Below are 23,717 nucleotides of genomic sequence, written 5' to 3'. Positions count from 1 at the left end.
GTGCGTCCGGTTGCGCCCGGGTACCCGTCTGGGGGGGGGGGGGGGGGGGCCCCCGGGGCCCCCCCCCCCCGACGCCGGGGTCCGGCTCAGCAGTTGGCGTTGAACTGCCAGAACGCGGCCCTGGTCTTCGTGCCGGCGTCACCGTCGACGACAAGGCCGTAGCCGAAGCCGTTCAGGTAGCGCTGGAGTCCCTTGATCGTGTTGGGCCCGACGATTCCGTCGACGTCGACGCGGAACATGCGCTGTGCCGCCTTCCAGCTGTTGCTGCCCAGCTGCCCGTCGATCGCGCCGGGGTTGAAGCCCTTCTTCTTCAGCCAGCACTGCCAGTTCTTGGCCCGCGCCGTGTTCAGGCCGAGGTTGTTCACCGCCTGCGGTGCGACCGCCTTGGTGCTCACCACCGACTTCGACTCCGACGCGGGTGCCGCGAAGCCGACGCTCGCCCCCGCCAGGCTGCCGGCGGCTATCGCGGCGACGGCGCTGACGCTCACGAGCGTCCTCGCCATGATGTTCGTACGCATGTGTTCCCCCTTCAGGTGGTAGGGCGGCATCTGACGGCGCGGGTGCGCCCGTCATCGGTCGTGTGATGCCGCCCTCTGCCGGTGTTGCGGTGTGCTGAAGCGGCCGCGGTTCCGGTGGATCCGGCCGCCTCGGTGCACTTCCAGAAGCTACTTCGCGGCGCTGCGGCTTTCGTCAACCCTCGAGTTGAGCTTGCTCAACCTGGGGTTGATGCCCGTCTCCATCGATCGCGGTAGCGGAAAAAGACGTACAACTCCCGCGGTATGCGGACGCCGCTACGGTGGATCACTTCCCGGCCTGCCCCCGGGCTCCAGCGGCGGTGCCTCGACGCCCAGGCAGGTCCTGCACCGCGGTTCGTTGCCGCGCTCACCGTGCCAGGCGGAGGGGCTCGGCCGGACGAACACCGCGGCGACGGCCGCCGCGAGGACGAACAGGGCCGCGCAGCCCACGGCCGCCTTCCCGAAGGCGCTGTTCAGCGCGTCGGGGTCCGCGTACGCCGTGCCGGACAGGCCGACCGCGAGCGGCAGTGCGGCGACGACGAGCAGCTGCGCGATGCGTGCCGCCGTGTTGTTGACGCCGCTGGCGAGCCCCGCGCGGCTCGCGTCCACCGAGGCCAGCACGGTCGCCGTGAGCGGCGCCACGAACAGGCTCATGCCGAGGCCGAGGACGACCACCGCGGGCAGCACGTCGGTGACGTAGGCGGCGCCGGGCCGGACCCGCAGCATCAGCAGCACACCGGCGGCCGCCACCAACGGCCCCGCGACCAGCGGCAGCCGCGGGCCCAGGCGCCGTGCCAGATCACCGGCGGACGCGGACAGCAGCAGCATCAGGACGGTGATGGGCAGCGTCGCCGTGCCCGCCTGCAGCGCGTCGTACCCGAGCGTCGTCTGCAACTGCACCGGCAGCATGAACAGGATGCCGCCGATGGCCGCGTACAGGCACAGCGTCATGACGTTGGCGGCGCTGAACAGGCGTGAGCGGAACAGTGCGAGAGGCAGCATCGGATCACGCCTGCGGTGCTCGACCACGACGAAGACGCCGCCCGCCAGGAGCCCCAGGACGCCCGGCAGGACCGTCGCGCCCGCCGACGTGTCACCGGACGCGCCGATCAGCGAGAAGCTGACGCCGGCGAGGAACAGCGCGGCCAGGATGCGCCGGTCACGTCGAACGGCCGCTGCGAGGCCGTCTCGTCCCGGCTCTCCGGCACGTGCCGGACGGCGAAGAGCACCAGTGCGGCCAGCGGCACGTTGATCAGGAAGATCCACCGCCAGCCGGGTCCGTCGATCAGCCAGCCGCCCAGGAACGGGCCGACCGCTCCCGCCACACCGCCGAGCCCCGACCAGGCACCCACCGCGCGGGCCTGGTCCTCCGGGCGGTACGAGGCGCGGACGAGCGCCAGAGAACCGGGGGTGAGCAGCGCCCCTCCGACGCCTTGCAGGGCACGGGCCGCGATCAGAGTCCCGGCGTCCTGCGCGAGCCCGCACAGGGCGGACGCCGCCGCGAACCACACCACGCCGATGACGAGCGTGCGCCGCCGCCCGATACGGTCACCGAGCGCCCCGCCGAGCAGCAGCAGCGCCGAGAGCGTGAGTGACTGTTTGAGATCTCTGTTCGTCGGACTCAGCGGGTTGGATGCTGGGGTGTGGCCTCTGGCGGGACGGTTCGGCGGTATTGCCGGGAGTGCGGGACGCCCCTGGCGCCGACGAAATCGGCAGTAGCGGTGTTCTGTTCGGGTCGGTGCAGGTCACGGAGGTGGCGGGCCCTGGAGCAGACCCGCCGACGGGTGGCAGCACTGCAGCTCGGAGACGGGGCCATGTGCCCGGTCTGCGGCCGTGAGTGGACGGTTGGAGTGGAGCATCGCCGCTCTGCGGTGTTCTGTTCGTCGCGTTGCCGCACCCGTGCCTGGCGCCAGAAGCTGTCACGGGATTCCGTCACGGTGACGCCGAAGCCGAACGCCGCAGACGGCACGGGTGTCCTGTCTGCTTCGCACAGGGGTGCGGCCAGCGGTTGACGCGTCTCGGACACTCCCCTCGCGCGCCTCCCGGCGCCGTGACGAACGGACCCATGCTGTTCGTGACCTGGGCTGATACGACGTTGCGCTGTCACTGTCCGGTGGCTGGCCCTGCCCGGGGCGAGGTGGTGAAGCGGTATGTCGGATCGGGTGGGGAACGTCTCGCGGACGCGTTACGAACAACTCGTCGCCGAGGCGAAGGAGCTGGTTGCGCAGGTCGCCCGGACCCAGTTCGCGCTCGGGGACAAGGCTTTGGAGATCGAGCCGATGAGGCCGGTGGGTGGCTCGGTGGCCAAGGGCACCGATGACCTGTTCACCGTCGAGGAGTCCCTGCAGATGTTCGCCGACGATATCGGGGTGGCCCTGAGCACGGTGGAGGACTGGCGGTGGACCGCCTCACGCTGGCCGGCCGACAAGCGCAAGGACGGCGTCTCCCACACCGTCCACAAAATCCTCGCCTCCATCCAGGACGAGACCGAACGCTGGGTGGCGATCGAGGACGCACCGTTCAGCTCACGATCGGGCAGGAAACAGTAGACCTCCGACGGCGCGAAACGGCTGGTCGGGCAGCAGGTCGACCGGCCGGTCACAGTCGAGGAGAAGGTGCGGGCGGGCACCGACCTGACCCGCGATGACGACGTCGCCGCCCAGGTCACGGTGAGCCTGCTGCGGCGGCCGGACACGGCCAAGAGCCTGGCGCCGGCCGACCGGGTCCGCGTCGTCCAGGAACTGACCCGCGACGACGAGGTCGCCACCAGCGTCACCTCAGAACTTCTGCAGCGGCCCCGCGTCGCCCGGCGGGCAATGCGCGATGACACCACTCGCTTCACCGTCAATCGGGCCCAGTTCGACAACTCCGAAGAGACCCGCGAGAAGATCCGTGACCGTGTCCCCGCTGTCCGCCAGATCGAGCACACCCTCGAGTATCTGGACCTGGTCGGTTCCTGCCACCAGTATGTCGCCACCCTGGGCCGCCTCGTCCCACGCCTGCGGGACCAGGAGTTCAGCGAAGACGAACGCGAGACGATCCGGCGCGGCATAGCGAAGGTCCGTGGCGCCGCGGACTGGCTGGAGGCCGCGCTCGATACCGGCCACTTCACGCTGGACGAGCAGCTCGCCCAGCTCCTCAAGGGCGAGTGAACCACATGCCCTCAAGGCGCCGCCGCAGCGGCGGGACCCAGCCGCTGAGCGAGCACTACGGCGACCTGGTCCGCGTCGCACTGATCGAAGCCAGACCGGCTGGACTGCAGACCAAACAGCTGGTCGCCGCCACCCGCCTCACCCCCTCGCAGGTCGCCCGGGGAGTGCGTCACCTGCGAGACGCCGGGGCCGCCGAGCACCTCACGCCCATCATCTGGCGCCGCAGGGACGGCTATCTCTTCTCGGATGAACCTGCGGACTGGATCGAGTATGAGAAGAAGCAGTTCAAGCTCGTCCTCGGACGCCTCACCCGGCTGATCACGGGGACGCTCGCCCCGCACCTGGCCCGCCACCCGGACGACGAATGGGCCCAAGTGGCAGTCGCCCAGCTCACCGGCGTCCGTGCGACGCTCGCTCTCGCCAAACCCTGATACGTCTGATGGCCCTGACCGTCCGCCGACGCCGCTACCCTTCCGACACCACGATCGCGGAGTGGGCCCTGCTCGAGCCCCTGCTGCCCGTCCCGGCCTGCCAGACCAAGACAGGCGGCAGGCCGGAGAAGTGGCATCGCCGCGAGATCGTCGACGCTATCCGTTACGTTGTCGACAACGGTGTCAAGTGGCAAGTTATTGAGAATTGAGACAGGGGCGTGATCCTTCGTTCGATGGGGTGAGGTCGGTCTGAGGGGTCGCTGACTGTGCGACGGACCGGTCATTTCGGGTGGGTGTCAGTGGTGCCTGCGATCGTGTGCGGCGTGGATGAACTCGTGGAACGTGTTGACGCGCAGGACCGTGTGCTGGGGGTAGTCAGTCGGAGGGACGCCGTTCGGGAGGGCTGGCTGCACCGGGTTGGCGTGGTGGTGTGTCGCGATAGGCAGGACCGATTTCTCGTCCATCGGCGGGCCGAGCACCTGTCCCGTTTCCCTGGGCACTACGAATTCGGGGTCGGGGGTGCTGCGGGAGTCGGCGAGTCCTATGAGCAGGCAGCTGCCCGCGAGGTCAGCGAGGAGCTGGGAGTGCGGGCGGCAGCGCGTCTTCGGTTCAAGTTCCTCAACCGGGGCGGGCTCAGCCCGCACTGGCTTGCGGTCTGTGACGCCGTGCTTCCGGAGATCGTCACCCCTGATCCGGAAGAGGTGGCCTGGCACGGGTGGCTGACTGAGTCCGAGCTGCGGCGGGCTCTGCAGCAGTGGACCTTCACCCCTGATAGCCAGGCGGTTTTCGATCGATATCTCGCTTGTCGTGCTGCCCCGGTTTCTGCGCAGGACGGGTGCTGAGCTGGGTCAGTGGGACGAAGGCGCCGGCCGTTCCGAGGTCCCTGGGAGTGGGGCCGGCGGGGTGGGGGTGTCCGCGAGACGTTCGGCAAGGGCAGTGACCGCTTCGCGGTCTCCTTCGAGGGCCTCGCGCTCGTCGTCGGTGAGGTCGAGTTGTTCGAGCATCTGGTCGATGCCGTCCTTGACGGCCAGTAGCTGACCGCGGCTCGAGTTCTTGGGGACGTAGAACGGGCAGCGTGCGCAGGCCATCCGGTGGGGGCACTTGGCGAAGAAGTCGTAGGAGCAGTAGCCCGCGCCCAGGTCGTAGTACTTCCAGGGCTGCTCGCCGCCGGCGGCGGCTCCGGTGAGGATGGACTCGCGGTCGATGAGGACCTGGATGGTGCGCACGTTCCGGGCGAAGTAGTCGGCGCGTTTGTAGGCCGCGGACAGGGTCCGTTGGAGGATCTTGGCGTAGTAGCGGGTGCTGGACGGGTGCTTATGGCCGAGCCATTGCTGCAGGTCAGCAAGGGACAGCGGGTCCTTGGCGTTCAGTAGTTGGGTGGCGATTGTGGCGCGAGCCCGGTGGCTGGTGAGTGCGCCGCGGGAGTCGGACTCGGGGATGCCGGCCTTCGTGCAGAGAATCGGGATGAGCTTGTCGTTGAGGTAGGCGGAGCCGATGAGCTGGGCCCGGTAGCAGAACAGGTGCTGGCGTCGCTGTCGGGTCTTGCGATCGGTGATGTCCGGCTGGACGGGGCGGACGGTCTTCCAGGCGTCGATGAGCTCACCGACCATGGGGTCGACCGGCTTGGAGAACGCCGCCGTCGTCTTGTTCGCCGGAATGTGCAGCAGGCAGACGCGGTAGGTCTCGCCGCTGTCCGGGTCGGTGGCCTGGTCCCAGCGGACGCATTCGAGTTCGAGACGGCGGATCTCGTCCATCCGTAGCCCGCCGAACAACCACACGCCGACCAGAGCGCGGATCATCTCGATCGGGTAGTAGTTCGCGTGCCATCCGGCGGCCTTCGCCCGCGGTGTCCCGTAGGCGCGCAGGTCCTCGGCGGTCAGCGTCAGACCGGCGGCCATGAGCTTGGCCCAGGCGGCATCGTCGATGATCCGGGGGTCTGGGTCGCGGCCTGCCCGGACCGACAGCGGCAGAGCCAGGACGCGGCGGGGATCGAACCTGGGGGTGATCCATTCCCATTCGATCAGGTCGCAGAAGAAGCTGCGGATGGTGTCGGCCCGTCCGGCCTTCCCGCCGACGCCCAGGGGCTCGCCCCAGCCGGTGCGGTTGCGGTTGTGGCCGGCCCATTGGCCGCGAACCGCGGTCATGGTGTCCGCGATGTACTCGGCGGCGATGTCCCGTGTCCATGCTTGTGGGCTCGTCGCCTCCGGGTGCTTCTCGGCCGCCCAGCGCCCGGCCACCAGGAGCAACGGGAACTTGGTGCGGACGGTGGCGGGCTCGTTGGTGCTGAACTTCCGCCAGCGCAGGACCATCTCCAACCACTCCGGCGGCACCGAGGCCACGGTCTCCGGACGCGTTCCGCGCTGTTGATGACTGCCGGTTAGCGGCGCGGGGATGTAGCCGTTGGCCGCCAGGACCCGCGACATCTTGAAGAACCCACGGCGCCGGGCGCTGGACGCAGGGTGGTCGGCGACCAGGTCCTCCAGCAACTCCAGCGTCACGTCCTCCAGGCGCGGGCTGCCGGCGCTGAGCAAGGCATCGAGCACCGAGGAGCGGACCAGCTCCGGCTGTGATTTCGGCTGGGTTTCCCAGCGTTCCAACAGCGTGCAGACCTGTTCCAGAGCAGGATCGACTGCCCCGTGCCCGAACACGAAGTCGGCCAATGGGCGCAGTTTGGGCATCCCGACCCGGTGGTGCAGCCGTCGGTGTCCACCGAAGAGATAGCCCCAGGCCACCAGGTGTGCCCGGCGCCGGTGACGGATCTCACCCGTGACGGAGGCGACGAATGACCTCCAGCTCAGCTCGTCCCAGGCCCAGTAGGCCAGGGAGAGTCGGCCGACCTCCATCAGGAGCATGTTGCGGGCCGATTCGGTCAGTGCGTTGCCCCACCGAGCCGAGACCCTCTCCAGAGGATCGATCAGTCGGGCCAGGTCAGCACGATTGCGCGCGTGTATCACCTGATGATCCAGCGCGGCCAGGCGGCCGAGTGCCGCCCGTTCATCCGCCGTCAGAACCGGGCTCTGGGCTGCGGTGTCGGCGCAGTACTTTGCGAGCGAGGCCGGTGTTGGCCGTTCGATCGCGCTCACCGGACTGCCGCCAGTGCCGTCAGCAGGTTCTCCCTGTCCTGCTGCACCGATGTCTACGCACGATGCAGCCGAGCGGCCAACTCCCGGCCGGACAGATGGATGTAGCGCATCGTGGTCGCCAGGTCGCGGTGACCGGCGTACTGGGCGATCTGGTCGATGGTCCAGTCGGCGCGGGCCAGATCGGTCAGCCGCAGGTGCCGGAAGGTATGGGTGGAAAGCCGTGCGGCACCGGCTCTGCGGGCTATGCGTTCGACGGTCTTCGACCAGGAGGAAGGCCCCAGCGGTCCTCCGTAGTTGCGATTGGAAGCAGCTCGGAAGAGCGGTCCGTCGATTCGGCCGAACAGGCTGCGGCGTTCATTGAGGTAGGCCACGAACAGCCGGGTCGATGTGACTCCGAAGGCGACCTCTCTGGCCCGCTGGGACTTGGTCGTCTCCGCCCGCAGATGGACCAGGCGGTGCGCGGGCTCGAAGTCCTCGACGTCGAGCTGGACGAGCTCCTCACGGCGCAGAGCCCCGTCGTAGGCGAGCGTGACCATGAGCCGGTTGCGTAACGGCTCCTCGGCGGACGCGGTGAGAATCCGCTGCCACACGTCTTCGTTGGGGATCCAGGGCGCTGGCTCGATGCGCCGTACGAGCCCTTGCCGAGGACTGCGGCCACGTCGGCTGGTCTGCCCCCGCCGTACCGGATTCCGTTCGCGCAGTCCGTCTTCCACCAGGTACTCGTAGAAGGACCGCACGGCCACCAGACGCTGCTGGACAGTCGCGTTCGCCAGACCCGTCTCCGACCGCAGAGGTGCCTTCTCCGTTCGCTGGCGGGGCCGATCGAGCATGTCCCCGATCCAGGCGGCGACCGTGTCCGCACCGGCCAGTACGGGATCTGTACCGTCCACCGCGCAGAATCGCAGGTGGTCCTCGACCGCTCGCCCGTACGCGTCGATCGTGTTGGGAGCCCGACCGATGTTCGCCATGAACTGCAGCCAACGACGGGCCAGTTGATGTTCAGCGAGAGTGGGGAACTTGCCCCACGGGATCGGGGCCATGGCAGCAGCGTAGACCTGCTCGATTCCACATAAGGCGGGCTCTGCCAGCGGATCATCCGCCCTGGCAGACGTCTACTACCACTTCGCCCACTGGCACTGAGCCTGTGTGGTCGCGTTTTTGCGTGATCAGCTCCGCCGCCAGATCCGCACTGGCCAGGGACGGTGTCCCTGGCCGGTCACGCTGATCGTCGACAGCCAGTCCGTCAAGGGGGCCGAGACCCCCCGCGAACTCCTGTGGCGCCTGCGCGTCATGCAACCGCACATCACCCAGATCTGGGCCGACTCCGCCTACGCGGGCCAGCTCACCGCCTGGTCAGACGACTTCCTGCACATGACCCTCAAGACCGTCTCCCGACCGCGCGGAGCGAAGGGATTCGTCGTCCTGCCCCGCCGCTGGAAAGTCGAACGGACACTGGGCTGGATCATGAAATCCCGACGCAACGTCAGAGACCACGAACGCCTGCCTCAATACTCAGAAGCACACCTGACCTGGGCACTTGTCACCTTCATGCCCCGCAGGCGCACCCGCAAAGGATCCCGCACCGACTGGTCGAAGAGGCCGGAAAGAATGGATCCCCTGTGATGCTGCTGGTGGCTTCAGTGCCGGATTAGGCCGCCGATTGGGACAGGGGCAACGTGGCCGGTTTCAGGAAGGACCTGCGCCAAGGCGAGGCCGACATCGAGAAGCGAAGAGCGGCCGAGGTGAGCAACTTCGGTGATCGGAGTCCACACCGACTCGGCGGTTTCGCCGTTCGGCTCAGGACGAAGTTGGCCGCCAGTGATGCGGACCCGGTAGAAGATGCCAACATTCTGAAGCTCGGGCTGGCCAGGCAAACGGCGCTCTGCCGCAGGGATCACCCTTGAGTCCACACCCAGTAGGCGTTCAACCACAGTGGCCAAGCCGGTCTCCTCGGCGACTTCGCGGATCACCGCATCGAACGGATCTTCCGCGTGCTCAACCCTGCCGCCTGGCAGAGTCCAAGTCTTGTCGCCGTCCGGCTTCACGGCATGAGCGAGCAGCACCCGCCCGTCCTCGATGCAAACGGCGTATGCCGCCAGTCGCAAATCCATCCCGGGAGGCTATCCCTGCAGGCGGCTGGATGCAGCACCAATTGGCCAACCGCAGCGCCAAGCACGGCCACCACGCCATTACAGCACCGCCGGTCACGGGCGAGATCTCAAACACTCACTGAGCATGTAGGCGTTGACGACCCATTGCAGGGCGGAGATCGACGCGTCGAGGTCGCGGCCGAGCGTCGGCAGGGCGACATTGACGACGGTGCCGTCGAGCAGCGCCATCCCCGAGGCGAGCACCGCGCACACGAGGACCCAGCGGCCGCGGGCGGAGGCGAGGGCGACACCGCCCTCGGCGCCCGGAGCCGGGGCCGGGCCCGGAGCCGGGGGCGGACCGGAAGCCGGGGACGGACCGGAACTCGGGGGCTGACCGGAACTCGGGGGCTGACTCGAAGTCATCGGGTCGTCACCGCCCTACATGTGGACCGCGCCGCTGCTCGTCTCCGTCGACGCCGGCGCCCCTCTGCGGTACAGGACGACCGTGACGACGAGGCCGATCGCGAAGAAGAGGGCCGACCACCAGTACGCGGTCGAGTACGACTGCATCGCCGCCTGCGCCTCCACCTGCGGGGTCGGCTTCCTGCCCACCAGGTAGTCGGACGCCGCTGTGGTGGCGAGCGTGTTGAGCAGAGCCGTGCCGATCGAACCGCCCACCTGCTGACTGGTGTTGACCATGGCGGAGGCGACGCCCGCGTCGTGGGCCGCCACACCGGCCGTCGCCATGCTCATCGCAGGGGCGAAGATGAGCCCGAGGCCGAGCCCGGCGACCAGCAGGGGCGGCAGCACGTGGGCCGCGTACCCGCTGGTGACGTCGAGGGCGGTCAGCCAGGCCATGCCGGCCGCGGAGAGCCCCATGCCCAGCGGCACGATCGGTTTCGCGCCCATGCGCGGCACCAGATTGTTGGTGGTGACCACGGAGGCCACGACCATCACCGCGACCATGGGCAGAAAGGCCAGACCGGTCTTGACGGGCGTGTACTCCAGGATCTGCTGCAAGTAGTACGTGAGGAACAGGAACACCCCGAACATGCCGGCGCCCGAGATGAACATGGCGAGGAACGACGCCCCGCGGTCCCGGTCCAGTACGACCCGCAGGGGCAGCAGTGGATGGGCCGCGCGCGTCTGCCACCAGGCGAACGCCACCAGAAGCACGGCGCCGACGACCAGGAACCCCCAGGTCAGCGGGTCGCTCCAGGCGTGGGTCTCCGCGTTGGAGAAGCCGTAGACGATGCAGAACAGGCCGGCCGACACCAGCAGGGTGCCGGGCACGTCCAGCTTGGGCCGGTCCGGCGGGGCGCCCGCGTGCAGCAGCCGCGCGCCGCCCACCATGGCGACCGCGGCGAAGGCGAGATTCACGTACAGGCACCAGCGCCAGTCCAGGTACTCGGTGAGTACGCCGCCGAGCAGCAGCCCCACCGCACCGCCCGCGCCCGCGATCGCGCCGTAGATGCCGAACGCCTTGGCGCGCTCGCGGGGGTCCGTGAACGTGGTCGTGAGCAGCGACAGGGCGGCCGGTGCGAGCAGGGCGCCGAACACGCCTTGCAGCGCGCGGGCCGCCACCAGCATCGAGAAGCTCGTGGCCGCGCCGCCGATCGCGGACGCCACCGCGAAACCGGCGAGACCGGCGAGGAAGACGACCTTGCGCCCCACGAGGTCGGCGATGCGCCCGCCGAGCAGCAGCAGGGAGCCGAAGGCGAGCGCGTACGCGGTGACGATCCACTGGCGGTTGCCGTCGGTGAACCCCAGGTCCTTCTGGGCCGAGGGCAGCGCGATGTTCACGATCGTCGCGTCGAGGACCACCATGAGCTGCGCGATACCGACCACGGCGAGAATCAGCCAGCGGTGCTCGTGACGCCCGCCTCCCACGTGTGCCGCGGTGGCGGAAGGACCGGCACCGCGTGCGGGGCCGGTCACCGGGACGGGGTCCGGCGTGGGCTCGGCTTCTCGGTCCATGGTGCTGACCTCCAAACGCCCCCGCCCTACGCTAAACGCCCTGCTCGGGGGCCGCGACCGGGATCTTCGCGTACCGTGCAGGGCCTCTTCGGAGAGGCCCTGCACGGCGGTGCTCAACCGCGGGGGAGCAGACCGCTAGGCGACGTGGTCCGCCGCGAGCAGCAGCTCGCTCACGCGCTCCCGGGCGCGGGCCACGCGTGAGCGGACCGTGCCGATCGGACAGCCGACGGCCGCCGCAGCGTCCGCGTACGGCAGCCCGGCGAGCTGGGTGAGCACGAACGCCTCGCGGCGCGGCGCGTCGAGCGTCTCCAGGAGATCGAGCAGGGCCACGCCCTCCTCGAACCCGGGCAGATCGCGCGGCTGGGCCCGCTCGGCGGCCGCCTGCCAGTCACTCGTGTCGGCGATGCGCGGGCGGGCCGCCGCCGAACGGAAGCGGTCGGCGACGGTCCGCCGGGCGATGGCGAGCAGCCAGGTGCGTGCGCCGGACCGGGCGGCGTAGCCGGGAAGTGCCGTCAGGGCCCGCAGGTACGTCTCCTGGGACAGGTCGTCGGCGGCGTGCAGGTCACCGCTGAGGTGGGCCACGAAGCGCCACACGTCGCGGCGCGTGGCCTGCACGAACTCTTCGAACGCCCGGGCGTCGCCGTCCCGGGCCGCGAGGGCCCACTGGGTGATCAGCTCGTCACGCGTCTGGTCCCCGCCGGACCGGGATCGCAAAAGGGTATGTGTCATCGCAAAAGGTCCTTCGGTGAAGGGAGTTCGGGAAGCGGCGCGGACGCACGGCGGGGACTGCACCCTCGCGTGCGTGGACGCCGAAGATCCGCCCGGCACCGAGGGGTGCGGGCGGTTTCAGGAACTGGTCGGAAGGACCGGTGGACCTCTGCGGGAGACGACGTGCTGGAGAAGGACCCCGCGCAGCCGCGGCACGGGCACGAGCGCGCCGACGTGGGGCGGCGCGGGCGGGAGGGCCGCGACGAGGACCGCTAGAACGAACCGCAGCGGGACGAAGACGGCCGCGGCGAGCGCGCGTCCGGTACGGAAGGCGGCGGCCTCGCCGCGCCACAGCCACAGGGCGCAGATCAGCGCGGCGGCGACGTGGGCGAGGAACATGCCGAAGCCGCTGTGCCCGAAGACGGACATGATCCAGTGAGACAGGCCCTCGTCGGGCATCGCGGCCGAGTGCATGGAGCCGTCGGGCGAGCCGGAAGCGGGCGACGGCGCGGACCTCGGCATCGGGTGGTGCATGTGGTTCAAGCCGTCGTCGGGGGAGACCGGCACCGCGCCCGGCAGCCCGGCCCCGGACGACAACCCGCTCCCGCCGGGCCCGCTCCCGCCCGACGGCGCGCCGATCCGCTGTGCCAGGCCGAACAGTTCGTGCAGGCACAGCTGCGCGGCGACCGTGGCGCCGGTGACGGTCACCGCGCCGCGCTCTCGGCCGGTCAGCCACCACGCGGCGGCCGCCGTGGCCGCGAACGCGTAACCCACCGCCCACCAGGGCAGCGAGGCGCCGGACATGACCGCGTGCCCCAGGGCGGTCGCCACCACGCACACGGCCGCGAACATCGCGGCTCGTGCGAGGCGGAACGCGGGCCCTGAGGTCATGGGAAGCATCGTGCCAGGCGGCGGCCCCTCGGTGGGCGCCGAGTCCAAGAGATGCCCGAAGTGCCCGTATGGCGCGCGCCGATGCCCAAACCCCTTGACGTGGCGTGTACAGAACGAAAATGATCTCGTCCAGCGGTCGACATTGTCGAACTGCGTTCGTCCATACGCCACATGCTCCTGCACGATGGGAAATGCCGATGCATCTGCGCCCCGCCGTCCGGTCCCTGATGACCGCCGCGGCCGCCCTCGCCCTCGGACTCGTGGGCCTGGCCGTCCCCGCCCACGCGTCCGCCACCGCCTCCGCGCCGACTTCCGTACTGGACGTCCCGCCGCGGGGCGCCAACGACTGGTCCTGCAAGCCGGACCCGGCGCACCCGGAACCGGTCGTCCTGGTCAACGGCACGTTCAAACTGATGGCGGAGAACTGGGCCACGCTCTCACCGAAGCTCAAGAGGGCGGGCTACTGCGTCTTCGCGTTCAACTACGGAAAGCTGGCGACCGCGCCGGTCCCGCGGTCGGCCGCCGAGCTGAAGGACTTCGTCGAGGCGGTGCGCGCCGCCACGGGCGCCGCGAAGGTCGACCTCGTCGGGCACAGCCAGGGCGGCATGATGCCCCGCTACTACGTGAAGTTCCTCGGCGGCGCGGACAAGGTCGACGACCTCATCGGTCTCGTGCCGTCCAACCACGGCACGAGAAACCCCCTGGCCGGGCCGCTCGGCGACATCGCCTGCCCGGCCTGCCTCGACCAGATGGCGGGCTCCGAGCTGCTGACGAGGCTCAACGAAGGGACCGAGACGCCGGCCGGGCCCGACTACACGGTCGTGACCACGCGCTACGACGAGGTCGTCATCCCGTACACGAGCGCTCTGCTGAACGGTCCGAAGGAGCGGGTCACCAACGTCGTCCTCCAGGACCGCTGCCCGCTGGACCCGTTCCTCCACGACCAGGTGACGAAGGACCCGGTCGCCGCCCAGTGGGTGCTCGACGCGCTGGGCCGCAAGGGGCCGGCCGACGCGGAGTTCCGGCCCAGATGCGTCGGCTAGCGGCGCGGATCCACACGTAGCCGCTCTTCACGCACCCTCCCGCAACAGCGCCGAGCGGCCGGCCCGGACGGCACGGGGACATGTCTCCCGCGTGCCGTCCGGCACGTGCCTAGGGGCGGTCGGCCACGTCCTGGCCGTCCAGGGTCTCGACCGCTTCCCGGGGACCCGGCACCTGCGCGGCACCGGACTCGGCTCCGGCAGCGGCCCCGGCGCCGGATACTTCGCGGCGGCGTGCAAGCACCCCGCCCACGTAACCCGCGATGGGCTGGGTGTAACGGGCGGTCAGCGGCCCGACGATCACGAGGATCAGGACGTACGCCGTCGCCAGCGGTCCGAGCGACGGTTCGATGCCCGCGGTGACCGCGAGCCCCGCGATGACGATGGAGAACTCGCCGCGCGCCACCAGCGCGCCGCCCGCCCGCCAGCGGCCCTTGACCGAGATGCCCGCACGGCGGGCCGCCCAGTAACCGGTGGCGATCTTCGTCAGCGCGGTGACGACGGCGAGCGCGAGCGCGGGCAGCAGCACCGGCGGAATACTCGTCGGGTCGGTGTGCAGCCCGAAGAAGACGAAGAAGACGGCCGCGAAGAGGTCCCGCAACGGCGCGAGCAGCGTGTGCGCGCCCTCGGCGACCTCGCCGGACAGCGCGATGCCGACCAGGAACGCGCCGACGGCGGCGGACACCTGGAGCTGCTGCGCGATGCCCGCGACAAGGATGGTCAGGCCGAGCACCACGAGGAGCAGCTTCTCCGGATCGTCGCTGGAGACGAAGCGCGAGATGAGCCGCCCGTAACGCACCGCGATGAAGAGGACGATCCCCGCGGCGCCGAGCGCGATGGCGAGCGTGAGACTGCCCGCGGCCAGGCCGACGCCCGCCAACAGGGCGGTGATGATGGGCAGATAGACGGCCATCGCCAGGTCTTCGAGGACCAGGACGCTGAGGATGACGGGGGTCTCCCGGTTGCCGAGCCGGCCGAGGTCTCCCAGGACCTTCGCGATGACACCGGACGACGAGATCCAGGTGACGCCGGCGAGCACGACGGCGGCGACCGGGCCCCAGCCCATGAGCAGCGCGGCGATGGCTCCTGGCAGCGCGTTCAGCGTGCAGTCGACCAGACCGGCCGGGTACTGCGTCTTGAGGTTGCTGACGAGGTCGTTGGCCGTGTACTCGAGGCCGAGCATCAGGAGCAGCAGAATGACGCCGATCTCGGCGCCGATGGCGACGAACTCCTCACTCGTGCCGAGCGGCAGCAGCCCGCCCTCGCCGAACGCGAGCCCGGCCAGCAGGTACAGCGGGATCGGCGAGAACTGGAAACGCCCCGCGAACCGGCCGAGCAGACCGAGGGCGAGGATGATCGCGCCGAACTCGATCAGAAAGACAGCGGAATGCACGCGATCACTCCCGCCCGAGTATCGTCGCGGCGGTCTCCACGCCCTCACGCGTCCCGATGACGATGAGGGTGTCGCCGCCGGCCAGCCGGAAGTCGGGGGTCGGCGACGGAATCGCCTCGGCCCGCCGCAGCACGGCCACGATCGAGACACCCGTCTCGGTCCGCATCCGGGTCTCGCCGAGCAGCCGCCCGTTCCAGTGCGACGTGGCCGACAGCAGCACGCGCTCGGCGACCAGGCCCAGGTCGGTGGTGTGCAGAAGGTTCGGGCTGTGGTGGGAGGGCATCAGGGCATCGATCAGCGCGTCGGCCTCGCCCGAGCTGAGGCGCAGCGACAGGGCGCACTCGTCCGGGTCGTCGGACCGGTAGGCGCTCAACGTCCGTGCTCCGTCCCGGTGCGCGACCACCGACAGACGTCGTTGTTCTCGGGTCGTCAGGTCGTACCGGATGCCGATGCCTGGGAGTGGCGTACGGCTGAGTCGTGAGGCGGGCACAGCTTTTCCCCTTGCGTCATAGATGATCTCCCCCGGCTGTCACCCTATCGGGGCCAAGGAATGGCAAAATCCCCCAGCGCTGTGATCATCAGCCGGTCGTTTGTCGGGGGGCCTGATCTGGCCTCTTCCGGGACCGGCGGTCCGCCGCAGGGGCGATGTCCGCGCGGTCCCGGGCAGACCGACGCGACACAAGATCATGAGTTACGCGGGGCCGGTACCGTTCCGCAGGACCGTCTCGACCGAGTCCGCTTCATCGGGCGACTTGTCCTCGCGGTACCGCAGGACGCGCGCGAAGCGGAGCGTGACGCCTGCCGGGTAGCGCGTCGACTTCTGGAGGCCGTCGTAGGCGATCTCCACGACGAGTTCGGGGCGCACCGTCACAACGTAACCGCTCTCGTCGACCGCCAGCTCCTGGAGACGCTCCGTCTGCCAGGCGAGCATCGCGTCTGTCATCCCCTTGAACGTCTTGCCCAGCATGGCGAACGTGCCGTCGGGCCGCCGTGCGCCCAGATGCAGGTTGGAGAGCTTGCCGGTGCGGCGGCCGTGCCCCCATTCGGCGGCGAGGACCACCAGGTCCAGGGTGTGGACCGGCTTGACCTTCAGCCAGGACGCGCCCCGGCGGCCCGCACTGTAGGAGGCGTCGAGCCCCTTCAGTACGACCCCTTCATGGCCGCGTCCCAGCGTCGCCTCGAAGAACTCCTGGGCCTGGCCGCGCGACCGCTCGTCGGCCGGGTCCGCCACGAGCGCGCGCCGCACCCGCATCGGTTCGGGCACCAGCGCCGCCAGCTCCGCGTGGCGTTCGGAGAACGGCAGGTCGAGCAGGTCACGTCCCGCCACGGACAGAAGGTCGAAGAAGACGGGGGACAGGGGCACTCCGGCCGCCGCCGTCGACACGTCGACGCGTGAGCCGACGCGCCCCGCGATCTCCTGGAACGGCCGCGGCCGCCCGTCGGCGTCCAGGGCGATGACCTCGCCGTCCAGGATGAAGTGGGACCCGTCCAGACCGAGGGCCGCGGCGGTCAGCTCGGGAAGGCGGTCGGTGATGTCGTCCAGGGTGCGGGTGTAGACGCGTACGTCGTCCCCGTCCCGGTGGACCTGCACACGGATGCCGTCCAGCTTCTCCTCGACCGCGCACGCGCCCAGCTTGTCGATGCCTTCGGCGACCGACGCGGCGCTGTGCGCGAGCATCGGCAGCACCGGACGGCCCACGGTCAGCCGGAACTCGTCCAGGGCCTCGGCCCCGTCCGCCAGCAGCGCCTGGGCGACCGGACTCACCGAACCGGCGAGCATGACCGAACGCCGCACGGCATCCGCCGGAGTGTCCGTCGCGAGCGCGAGGCCCTCGACCGCCACCGCGTCCAGGGCGCCCTGCCGTACCTCGCCGGTCAGCAGCCCCAGCAGGAACCGCTGCTCGTCCTCGGTCGCCGCGCCCATCAACTCGCCGACGAGCCGTTTGCGTTCGGCCTGCGACCCGGCGCCGGACACCGAGCCGATCGCGGTGAGCGCCGCGTCCACCCCGCGTACCGTGAGCGTCGCCTCGGTGGCGGGCGGCACCGCGTGCTTGAGCGTGCTCCAGCCGATGCCGAGGCGGCCCTGGGGCAGCCGCCCCGACAGGTACGGGATGGCGATCGGCACGTCGTCCGGCTCCGCCGCCCGGAACAGCTCGGCGAGCAGGGCGATCTTCCGGGACCGCGCCGAGGTGGCGGCCACTTCCTTGGACACACGTGCGAGCCGGGCAAGCAGCATGAGGCCATCCTGCATCGGGGCAGGGTGGGGCGCATGGCCGGGGCGGTCAGGACGATGTCCGCGGCTTCAGAACCATCAATCTCAAAGTCCTCCGTGAAGTAGCTGTCGTGCCGGATGCGGGACTCCTTCAGCTCCGCGGCTCCGCGACCCGCTCGAAGCACTCCTCGCGCGGAGCGCCCGGCGAGAAGAGCATGAGCATGGACATGGGCTCGTCGGTCACGAAGGACCGTTCACCTCGCCCCTGGTGCCGTGGTAGCGGGGCTCGGGGTGTGCCGGGGGCAGGGCTCGCCTCCGGGCACCTGCGCCACACAGCCCCGCTGGGCGCAGCCGTGTCACCCTCATCCCCCGCCGGACGCGAACGGGGGAGTCCCCGGCGCATGTGGCTGCTGTTCCACGAAAACACGCGTGTACTCGCGTGCGGCGGGCACCCGCACGGGCGTGCAGGCCGACTCCACCGCGTCGGTCGGCATGCCGGAGTCCGGGGACCCGAGAGGTGAGTGACGTAGGTCACATGAATATTTCGACAGCGTGGCGTAATAACGCCCCTCCCTGAGGGGTCATAAGGGCACAGGAGCCCTCGGAGCCGCAGAACCGAGCACTGGAAACATCAGAAGTGGAGCCCCCCATGGCCGTCACCCTCGAACAGCCCGCCCGTGCCCGCCTTGTTACCCCCGAGGGCCGTGAGCGTGCCCTGCCCGTGGTTCTGCGCTATTCGGCGGAAGACCCCCTGGCCGTCCAGATGACCTTCCCCTCGCAGGCCTCGCTCGACGGCGTGGAGGTCACCTGGATCTTCGCCCGTGAGCTCCTGGAGGAGGGGCTCACGGCGCCGACCGGCAGCGGTGACGTGCACATCTGGCCGTGCGGGCGGGCCCGGACCGTGCTCGAGTTCCACTCGCACCAGGGGCTGGCCCTTGTGCAGTTCGACAGGCTCGCACTGCGCCGCTTCCTGGTGCGCTCGTACGCCGTGGTGCCCTCGGGCGGCGAGGGCGAAGGGCTCGACCTCGACGAGGGACTTTCGCGCCTGCTCGGCGGCGTCTGACCGCCCACGACAGTGCGGACCGCGAGCAGGACGCGGACCGCGAGCAGGACGCGGGCCGCGAGAGGGCTGCGCGACGCGGACGGGGTCAGCCGTACAGCGCGGGCCGCTCCGCCATCTCCACGGTGGTGCGCGCACCCGTACGCAGCGCCGCGACACCGGCCTCCGCGACGGCCGCCGCCGCGTACCCGTCCCACGCGCTCGGCCCCGCGACCCGGTCCTCACGGGCGGCGGCCACCCACGCCCGTACTTCGCGGTCGTACGCGTCGGCGAAACGGACCAGGTAGTCCTGCGCCACGTCCTCGTGTGCGCGGCCGGCCGACCGGACGACCATCGTGTGCGCGTCGCCGAGACGGGCGCTGCCGCGTTCGCAGACCGCCTCGCACCGCACCTCGTAGCCGAATCCGCAGTTGACGAAGACCTCCACGTCCACGACGGCGCCCCCCGACGTCTCGAACAGCACCAGCTGCGGGTCGAGCAGGCCCTCCGGGGCGTCCGAGGACGGCCTCGGCCGGATCACCGTCACAGCGGTCATCTCCTGGCCGAGCAGCCACCGCGCCGCGTCGATCTCGTGGGAGACGGAGCTGCTGATCAGCATCGAGGAGGTGAAGTGCGGGGGCGACGACACGTTCCGGTGCCGGCAGTGCAGCATCAGGGGGCGCCCCAGGCGTCCGGAGTCGAGGAGCCTCTTCAGGGCCGCGTACTCGGTGTCGTACCGGCGCATGAACCCGACCTGGATCCGCCTGCGGCCCAGCCGCGCCTCCGCCTCCACGACTCTCAGGGCGGAGGCGGAATCGGGGGCCAGGGGCTTCTCGCAGAGCACGGGAAGGCCACGCGCGCAGGCCGCGAGCAGCGCCTCCTCGTGCGCCGCCTCCGGCGAGGCGACCAGGACCGCCGCCACGCCGGGAGCGCTCAGCGCGGCCGTCGCCTCACGGTGCACGGACACCCCCTCGCGCCCCGCCACCGCCGCCTCGGCCCGTGCCGTGTCGGGGTCCGCGACCGCCACCACGCGGGCCCCGCCCACCGTCTCACCGATCCGCCGCACATGATCGGCGCCCATGTGGCCCGCCCCCAGCACGGCCACCCCCAGCAGCTCGCTCACCCGAAAGCCTCCCCGTTCCCGCGTACGAGACGCACTGGACGCACGCGGCGCGCCCGGCTCACTCGATGGCGCGTTCCGTGTCGTCCGTGCGTCGGGCCACCGTAGCCCTCCGGCGCCGGAGGGCTACGACGCAACCCGTGAGCAGGACGACCGAGCCGGCGATGACGAGCAGCAGCGCGGGCCACTCGGAGTCCTCGGGCTGTACGGCCAGGGCGGCGTTGCCGGCCGCGTGCGCGGGTTCGGAGGTGGTCCTGGCCTTCTTCGGCGGCTTCTGCAGCGAGCCGACCGGCCGCACCTTCCCTGCCGCCGCGAAGCCCCAGTCGAGCAGCGCCCTGGCCTCCTCGTACACCGCCCGCCCGCCGCCCCCCTGAGGGTTCATCACCGAGACGACGAGCGTGCGCCCGTCGCGCTGGGCCGCGCTGATCAGGGTGGAGCCCGCGTGGCTGGTGTAGCCGTTCTTGACGCCGAGCAGGCCCGGGTAGGGCGCCACGCCGTCGGCGCCGGTCAGCAGCCGGTTGGTGTTCTGGATCGGGTACGACCAGCCGCCCGCGGGGAAGTGCGCGACGCGGGTCGAGCAGTAGCGGGCGAACTCCGGGTCGGCGAGCCCCGCCCTGCCGAAGACCGCGAGATCGTACGCCGACGAGACCTGTCCGTCGGCGTCGTAGCCGTCGGGCGACATCACGTGGGTGTCGTTCGCGCCCAGTTCGCGTGCCTTGGCGCGCATCTGCTGAACCGTTTTCCGCACCCCTCCGTTGAGGCGCGCGAGGACGTGCACGGCATCGTTCCCCGAGCTGAGGAACACGCCCCGCCACAGGTCGGCGACCCGGTAGGCGCGGCCCTCCGCCACGCCCACCATGCTGCTGCCCTCGCCGATGTCGTCCAGCTCGTGCGGGGCGACGACGTGCCGCAGGCCGGCGTCGAGGCGGGGGAGCGTCGACAGGGCGAAGAGGGACTTGAGGGTCGAGGCGGGCGGCAGCGGGCGGTGCGCGTCCCGCGCCGCGAGCACCTCGCCCGTACGGGCGTCCGCCACGAGCCAGGCGAGGGCGGACACGTGGCCGGGCAGTGCGGGCGCGCCGGCGCCGGGCCGGACCTGGACGCCGGGCTGGTCCAGGAGGGCGGAGGAGTACGCGGGAAGCGGCCGCGGAGGCGCCGGTTCGGCCGGAATGTCGGCGGCCGCGACCGGTGAGGACAGGAGGACCAGAGCGCCGAGGGTGAGGGCCGCGGCGCTTACGGAGGAGGAGCGCGGAAGGTTCCTGATGACCATTCAGCCACCGTAGGAGCGCTGTGCGGACTCCGCAGATCGGCTTGACCCGGCTGGAGGTATCGCTGCGCCGGCCGCATGCCGCGCGGGCGGCCAGGCAACTGTCGGCCCGTCACTTCACCTGCCGCACAGGGGCGCTGGGCCCGGGAGGAGGGCGGGTCCCGGGCGGACGGTACGGGGGTGTGCCGAAGCCCCGGGGCACGGTCGGCCCCCGGGGCTTCGGACTCCCGGATGTCAGGCCGGCAGGTGCTTCTCGACGGCGGCGATGAGCTCCGGGGCGTCGGGCTCGGTCTGGGGCGAGAAGCGGGCCACGACCTCGCCCGACGAGTCGATCAAGAACTTTTCGAAGTTCCAGCGGACGTCACCGGTGTGCCCCTCGGCGTCGGCCGTGGTCACCAGGCGCTGGTACAGCGGATGCCGCGCCTCGCCGTTGACGTCGACCTTCTCCGTCATCGGGAAGGTGACGCCGTACGTCGCCGAGCAGAACTCCGCGATCTCCTCGGACGTGCCGGGCTCCTGGCCCATGAACTGGTTGCAGGGCACGCCGAGCACGCTGAAGCCGCGTCCCGCGTACTGCTCGTGCAGCCGCTCCAGGCCCGCGTACTGCGGGGTGAGCCCGCACTTGGAGGCGACGTTGACGACCAGGACGGCCTTGCCCTCGTACTGGCGCAGGTCGGCGGGGCCGCCCTGCAGGCTTTCGATCTCTACCGCGTCGTAAACAGACATGGTCCGGAGCCTACGCTCCGGCCGCCCGGCGTTGCACGGCGCCGCCCACGGGCCTCAGGGCGCCGCTGTCGCGGAGTCCGGGGAGTACGAGAGTTCGGTGCCGTCAGGCGTGAGGTCCTTCGCGTCGATCTCCTTCACGGCCCAGTCGATCCGCGTGTCATCGCCGACGCGGACGCTTCTGTAGGCCCTGGCGTACCGGGGAGCGGGTGCGGTCACGCGGAAGGTGTAGTCCGGCTCTGCCGCGTCGCCGGTGGACCGGTCGGTTGTCGCGTCGTCGACGGGCGCGTCCACGGGGATGGGGATCGTGTGCCGCTTCCCTTGTGAGGTGACGAGCAGGTCGGCGCGGAACGCGCATGTCTGCCGTTCCGTCCGGAACGAGACCTGGATCTCCTGGGCGTCGCCCTGGTCGAGCGTGAACTGCTTGCTGAACGGGCCGCCGAGACCCTCGTCGTCCGTGATGTCCCTCGTCACGGGACGCCCCGAGTCCAGGTTGATCCCCATGCGCACCGGCGGGGCGTCCGAGCCGCCGTCACCGATGCCCGGAGGGCTGAGCGCCGAGCCGTCGAGGGGTGCCTCGCAGTGGCGGTCGCGCACCTGGACGCCGTGCACGGTCACGGTGGTCGGATGCCGGCTCTCCACGACGATCGAGGTGCCGGTCTTCCCGACCGGGGTGACCTTGGAAGGCCGGAACAACTCCCACACCGTGTCCTCGCTGTACCGGTCCTTGAAGGAGATCCGGTCACTGCGGCTGGCGTACCAGGCGGGTCCGTACCAGGAGAAGCCGCCGGTCACTTCCAGCGCCGGCCCCTTCTCCTGTTTCTCGGCGGAGGCCTTGTCGTCGAGGTCCGACTCCGTCGTGCGGTGACTGTCGTAGTACGTGAGCACCGCGAGGACGATCCCGAGAACGGCGACGACGGTGCCGATGATCCAACGCAGGCGTGAGTCCCCGCCGCTGTCGGGTCCACGGTCTGGTGCGCCGCCCGTGCGAGGGGCGGCGGCCGGCGTTCCGGTGGAGGCGCTCGCGGGGTCGGGACGCTGCGGCGGCGGCACGTCAGCCATGTTTCCCCCGTTTCTGGTGGTGCGTGATCAGATGAAAGGCACTCATACCAACGAGGCGGGTGGGCGGCGCGAGATCGAAAGTCGTGCCGTGAACACATTCGAGTGCGAACGACGCCGGGTCTACGCCTCGCGGTGCAGTCGGCCGCGGGCGGCCAGTTCGACCGTCAGCGCCACGGCGACCGCCTGCACGGCCATCAGAGCGATCAGCACGAAGAGCTGCACGGCTCCGGCGAGCGCCGGGGAGGCGCCGCCCAGCAGCATGCCGACGAACGCGCCGGGCAGGGTGACGAGGCCGACCGTGCGGGTCTGGTCGAGGCCGGGCAGCAGCGCGTCCGAGGCGGCCGGGCGGATCACTTCCAGGCGTGCGTCGCGGTCGGGCAGGCCCAGGGCGATGCCGGCCTCGTACTCGCCGATCCGGGTGCGCAGTTCGTCGAGGGCGCGGCGGCCGGCGAGGACCGTCGCGGTGAGCGCCCCGCCGATGAGGATGCCCGTCACGGGAATCATGGCGATGCCCCCGACCGGCAGCAGACCCGCGAGAGTCAGTCCGGTCACCACCGGGACGACGGGGCCCGCGACCGGCAGCGCCGCCCACCACCAGGTGTCGTTCGGTGTGATGCGCCGCCCCGCGGTGCGGGCGGCCACGGCGAACATGAGGAGCAGGAAGCCGAACAGGGCCGCGGTGTGGTGGACGACCCAGGCGATCACCAGGGAGACGACGGCCAGTTGCGCGGTCGCGCGTGCACCCGCGACCAGGATCTCCCGCGCCCTGCCGCGCGTGCTGTCGGGGGCGAGCCGGAATACGGCCGCTGTCGTCGCGGCGGCCAGGAGCAGCACGAGCAGGGCGACGGCGAGCGCCGTATTGACCGGCAGGAGGGCCTGGGCGGCGAGGTTGCGCACGCATTCACCCTAGATTGCGGAGCCGTGACCCCTCGCGCAAGAGGAAGGGGAGAACGCGGACGCGTCCGTGCTCTGCTCGTGCGGGGTGGGGAGCTGCTGTATCAGGGCGCTCGACCTGTA

The 23,717-nt window shown here is 70.6% G+C and carries 20 protein-coding genes and 4 pseudogenes; 7 read left to right on the top strand and 17 right to left on the bottom strand.

Annotation, left to right across the window (positions count from 1 at the left end):
• Nucleotides 1-86: 86 nt before the first annotated feature.
• Both AB0N81_RS09530 and AB0N81_RS09525 read right to left on the bottom strand, forming a co-directional pair.
• Nucleotides 87-518: a peptidoglycan-binding domain-containing protein gene (locus AB0N81_RS09530; RefSeq protein ID WP_365357134.1), complete on the bottom strand. Its 432-nt coding sequence runs from the start codon at nt 516-518 to the stop codon at nt 87-89.
• A 273-nt stretch (nt 519-791) separates the two neighbouring features.
• Nucleotides 792-2,107: pseudogene (locus tag AB0N81_RS09525) on the bottom strand (MFS transporter); the annotation flags it as partial.
• A 558-nt stretch (nt 2,108-2,665) separates the two neighbouring features.
• On the opposite strand from AB0N81_RS09525, the pseudogene AB0N81_RS09520 reads away from it, so the two are divergent.
• The 4 genes and pseudogenes from AB0N81_RS09520 to AB0N81_RS09505 all read left to right on the top strand — a co-directional run bounded on the left by AB0N81_RS09520 (nt 2,666) and on the right by AB0N81_RS09505 (nt 4,940).
• Nucleotides 2,666-3,667: pseudogene (locus AB0N81_RS09520) on the top strand (DUF6192 family protein).
• Between the two features lie 5 nt (nt 3,668-3,672).
• Nucleotides 3,673-4,098 carry a hypothetical protein gene (locus AB0N81_RS09515; protein ID WP_365357133.1) on the top strand — a complete coding sequence of 142 codons (426 nt, stop codon included), beginning with the start codon at nt 3,673-3,675 and terminating at the stop codon, nt 4,096-4,098.
• Nucleotides 4,099-4,106: 8 nt separating this feature from the next.
• Nucleotides 4,107-4,298 (top strand): annotated as a pseudogene (locus AB0N81_RS09510) (transposase); the annotation flags it as partial.
• Nucleotides 4,299-4,421: 123 nt separating this feature from the next.
• Nucleotides 4,422-4,940 carry an NUDIX domain-containing protein gene (locus AB0N81_RS09505; RefSeq protein WP_365357131.1) on the top strand — a complete coding sequence of 173 codons (519 nt, stop codon included), beginning with the start codon at nt 4,422-4,424 and terminating at the stop codon, nt 4,938-4,940.
• Nucleotides 4,941-4,946: 6 nt separating this feature from the next.
• Here AB0N81_RS09505 and AB0N81_RS09500 read toward each other — a convergent pair whose 3' ends face one another.
• Together AB0N81_RS09500 and AB0N81_RS09495 are read right to left on the bottom strand one after the other, a co-directional pair.
• On the bottom strand, nt 4,947-6,941 hold the full coding sequence (locus AB0N81_RS09500) for a tyrosine-type recombinase/integrase (RefSeq protein WP_365357129.1): 1,995 nt from the start codon (nt 6,939-6,941) through the stop codon (nt 4,947-4,949).
• Nucleotides 6,942-7,234: 293 nt separating this feature from the next.
• Nucleotides 7,235-8,221, bottom strand: a complete 987-nt coding sequence (locus tag AB0N81_RS09495; RefSeq protein ID WP_365357127.1) for a site-specific integrase — start codon at nt 8,219-8,221, stop codon at nt 7,235-7,237.
• 106 nt (nt 8,222-8,327) lie between these two features.
• On the opposite strand from AB0N81_RS09495, the gene AB0N81_RS09490 reads away from it, so the two are divergent.
• Nucleotides 8,328-8,804: a transposase gene (locus tag AB0N81_RS09490; RefSeq protein WP_365357125.1), complete on the top strand. Its 477-nt coding sequence runs from the start codon at nt 8,328-8,330 to the stop codon at nt 8,802-8,804.
• A gap of 14 nt (nt 8,805-8,818) precedes the next feature.
• Here AB0N81_RS09490 and AB0N81_RS09485 read toward each other — a convergent pair whose 3' ends face one another.
• From AB0N81_RS09485 to AB0N81_RS09465, 5 genes and pseudogenes are all read right to left on the bottom strand, one after another.
• Nucleotides 8,819-9,292, bottom strand: coding sequence for an NUDIX domain-containing protein (locus tag AB0N81_RS09485; protein WP_365357124.1), 474 nt, complete (start codon nt 9,290-9,292; stop codon nt 8,819-8,821).
• A 117-nt stretch (nt 9,293-9,409) separates the two neighbouring features.
• Nucleotides 9,410-9,694 (bottom strand): annotated as a pseudogene (locus AB0N81_RS09480) (MFS transporter); the annotation flags it as partial.
• 15 nt (nt 9,695-9,709) lie between these two features.
• Nucleotides 9,710-11,248 (bottom strand): MFS transporter, encoded by a 1,539-nt coding sequence (locus AB0N81_RS09475; RefSeq protein WP_365357122.1) that lies wholly within the window; start codon nt 11,246-11,248, stop codon nt 9,710-9,712.
• A 135-nt stretch (nt 11,249-11,383) separates the two neighbouring features.
• Entirely contained in the window at nt 11,384-11,977 is a 594-nt protein-coding gene (locus AB0N81_RS09470) for a sigma-70 family RNA polymerase sigma factor (protein ID WP_365357121.1), read from the bottom strand.
• Between the two features lie 117 nt (nt 11,978-12,094).
• The gene (locus AB0N81_RS09465; RefSeq protein ID WP_365357119.1) at nt 12,095-12,847 is read right to left on the bottom strand and encodes a hypothetical protein; all 753 of its coding nucleotides are present in this window, start codon (nt 12,845-12,847) and stop codon (nt 12,095-12,097) included.
• Nucleotides 12,848-13,044: 197 nt separating this feature from the next.
• Here AB0N81_RS09465 and AB0N81_RS09460 point away from each other — a divergent pair, with 197 nt between their 5' ends.
• Complete coding sequence (locus AB0N81_RS09460) at nt 13,045-13,890, top strand: alpha/beta fold hydrolase (protein WP_365357117.1); 846 nt, start codon at nt 13,045-13,047, stop codon at nt 13,888-13,890.
• 109 nt (nt 13,891-13,999) lie between these two features.
• On the opposite strand, the gene AB0N81_RS09455 is transcribed toward AB0N81_RS09460, so the two are convergent.
• The 3 genes from AB0N81_RS09455 to AB0N81_RS09445 all read right to left on the bottom strand — a co-directional run bounded on the left by AB0N81_RS09455 (nt 14,000) and on the right by AB0N81_RS09445 (nt 17,516).
• Complete coding sequence (locus AB0N81_RS09455; RefSeq protein WP_365357115.1) at nt 14,000-15,280, bottom strand: cation:proton antiporter; 1,281 nt, start codon at nt 15,278-15,280, stop codon at nt 14,000-14,002.
• A 4-nt stretch (nt 15,281-15,284) separates the two neighbouring features.
• The gene (locus tag AB0N81_RS09450; protein ID WP_365357113.1) at nt 15,285-15,770 is read right to left on the bottom strand and encodes a TrkA C-terminal domain-containing protein; all 486 of its coding nucleotides are present in this window, start codon (nt 15,768-15,770) and stop codon (nt 15,285-15,287) included.
• 201 nt (nt 15,771-15,971) lie between these two features.
• Nucleotides 15,972-17,516, bottom strand: a complete 1,545-nt coding sequence (locus AB0N81_RS09445) for an ATP-dependent DNA ligase (protein WP_365357112.1) — start codon at nt 17,514-17,516, stop codon at nt 15,972-15,974.
• A gap of 625 nt (nt 17,517-18,141) precedes the next feature.
• On the opposite strand from AB0N81_RS09445, the gene AB0N81_RS09440 reads away from it, so the two are divergent.
• Nucleotides 18,142-18,555: an SsgA family sporulation/cell division regulator gene (locus AB0N81_RS09440; RefSeq protein ID WP_365357110.1), complete on the top strand. Its 414-nt coding sequence runs from the start codon at nt 18,142-18,144 to the stop codon at nt 18,553-18,555.
• A gap of 85 nt (nt 18,556-18,640) precedes the next feature.
• On the opposite strand, the gene AB0N81_RS09435 is transcribed toward AB0N81_RS09440, so the two are convergent.
• The 5 genes from AB0N81_RS09435 to AB0N81_RS09415 form a co-directional block, all read right to left on the bottom strand.
• On the bottom strand, nt 18,641-19,654 hold the full coding sequence (locus AB0N81_RS09435) for a Gfo/Idh/MocA family oxidoreductase (protein ID WP_365357109.1): 1,014 nt from the start codon (nt 19,652-19,654) through the stop codon (nt 18,641-18,643).
• Between the two features lie 58 nt (nt 19,655-19,712).
• On the bottom strand, nt 19,713-20,918 hold the full coding sequence (locus AB0N81_RS09430) for a serine hydrolase (RefSeq protein WP_365357107.1): 1,206 nt from the start codon (nt 20,916-20,918) through the stop codon (nt 19,713-19,715).
• 231 nt (nt 20,919-21,149) lie between these two features.
• Nucleotides 21,150-21,641 carry a glutathione peroxidase gene (locus tag AB0N81_RS09425; protein WP_365357105.1) on the bottom strand — a complete coding sequence of 164 codons (492 nt, stop codon included), beginning with the start codon at nt 21,639-21,641 and terminating at the stop codon, nt 21,150-21,152.
• Nucleotides 21,642-21,695: 54 nt separating this feature from the next.
• On the bottom strand, nt 21,696-22,700 hold the full coding sequence (locus AB0N81_RS09420; RefSeq protein ID WP_365357103.1) for a hypothetical protein: 1,005 nt from the start codon (nt 22,698-22,700) through the stop codon (nt 21,696-21,698).
• A gap of 120 nt (nt 22,701-22,820) precedes the next feature.
• A complete protein-coding gene (locus tag AB0N81_RS09415) occupies nt 22,821-23,597 on the bottom strand; it encodes an ABC transporter permease (RefSeq protein WP_365357101.1) in 777 nt (258 codons plus the stop codon).
• Nucleotides 23,598-23,717 lie beyond the last annotated feature (120 nt).

The sequence above is a fragment of the Streptomyces sp. NPDC093510 genome (assembly GCF_040683555.1).
Classification (GTDB): domain Bacteria; phylum Actinomycetota; class Actinomycetes; order Streptomycetales; family Streptomycetaceae; genus Streptomyces.
Note: the sequence above shows the minus strand (reverse complement) of the source record. Positions and strands in the feature narration are given on the sequence as shown.

Bases quoted from the DNA above. Each gene is read 5' to 3' on its own strand.
- AB0N81_RS09500 (WP_365357129.1), bottom strand. From the start codon at position 6,941: ATGGAGGTCGGCCGACTCTCCCTGGCCTACTGGGCCTGGGACGAGCTG.
- AB0N81_RS09475 (WP_365357122.1), bottom strand. From the start codon at position 11,248: ATGGACCGAGAAGCCGAGCCCACGCCGGACCCCGTCCCGGTGACCGGC.
- AB0N81_RS09460 (WP_365357117.1), top strand. From the start codon at position 13,045: ATGCATCTGCGCCCCGCCGTCCGGTCCCTGATGACCGCCGCGGCCGCC.
- AB0N81_RS09430 (WP_365357107.1), bottom strand. From the start codon at position 20,918: ATGGTCATCAGGAACCTTCCGCGCTCCTCCTCCGTAAGCGCCGCGGCC.
- AB0N81_RS09515 (WP_365357133.1), top strand. From the start codon at position 3,673: ATGCCCTCAAGGCGCCGCCGCAGCGGCGGGACCCAGCCGCTGAGCGAG.
- AB0N81_RS09470 (WP_365357121.1), bottom strand. From the start codon at position 11,977: ATGACACATACCCTTTTGCGATCCCGGTCCGGCGGGGACCAGACGCGT.
- AB0N81_RS09530 (WP_365357134.1), bottom strand. From the start codon at position 518: ATGCGTACGAACATCATGGCGAGGACGCTCGTGAGCGTCAGCGCCGTC.
- AB0N81_RS09445 (WP_365357112.1), bottom strand. From the start codon at position 17,516: ATGCTGCTTGCCCGGCTCGCACGTGTGTCCAAGGAAGTGGCCGCCACC.
- AB0N81_RS09440 (WP_365357110.1), top strand. From the start codon at position 18,142: ATGGCCGTCACCCTCGAACAGCCCGCCCGTGCCCGCCTTGTTACCCCC.
- AB0N81_RS09420 (WP_365357103.1), bottom strand. From the start codon at position 22,700: ATGGCTGACGTGCCGCCGCCGCAGCGTCCCGACCCCGCGAGCGCCTCC.
- AB0N81_RS09425 (WP_365357105.1), bottom strand. From the start codon at position 21,641: ATGTCTGTTTACGACGCGGTAGAGATCGAAAGCCTGCAGGGCGGCCCC.
- AB0N81_RS09495 (WP_365357127.1), bottom strand. From the start codon at position 8,221: ATGGCCCCGATCCCGTGGGGCAAGTTCCCCACTCTCGCTGAACATCAA.
- AB0N81_RS09465 (WP_365357119.1), bottom strand. From the start codon at position 12,847: ATGACCTCAGGGCCCGCGTTCCGCCTCGCACGAGCCGCGATGTTCGCG.
- AB0N81_RS09485 (WP_365357124.1), bottom strand. From the start codon at position 9,292: ATGGATTTGCGACTGGCGGCATACGCCGTTTGCATCGAGGACGGGCGG.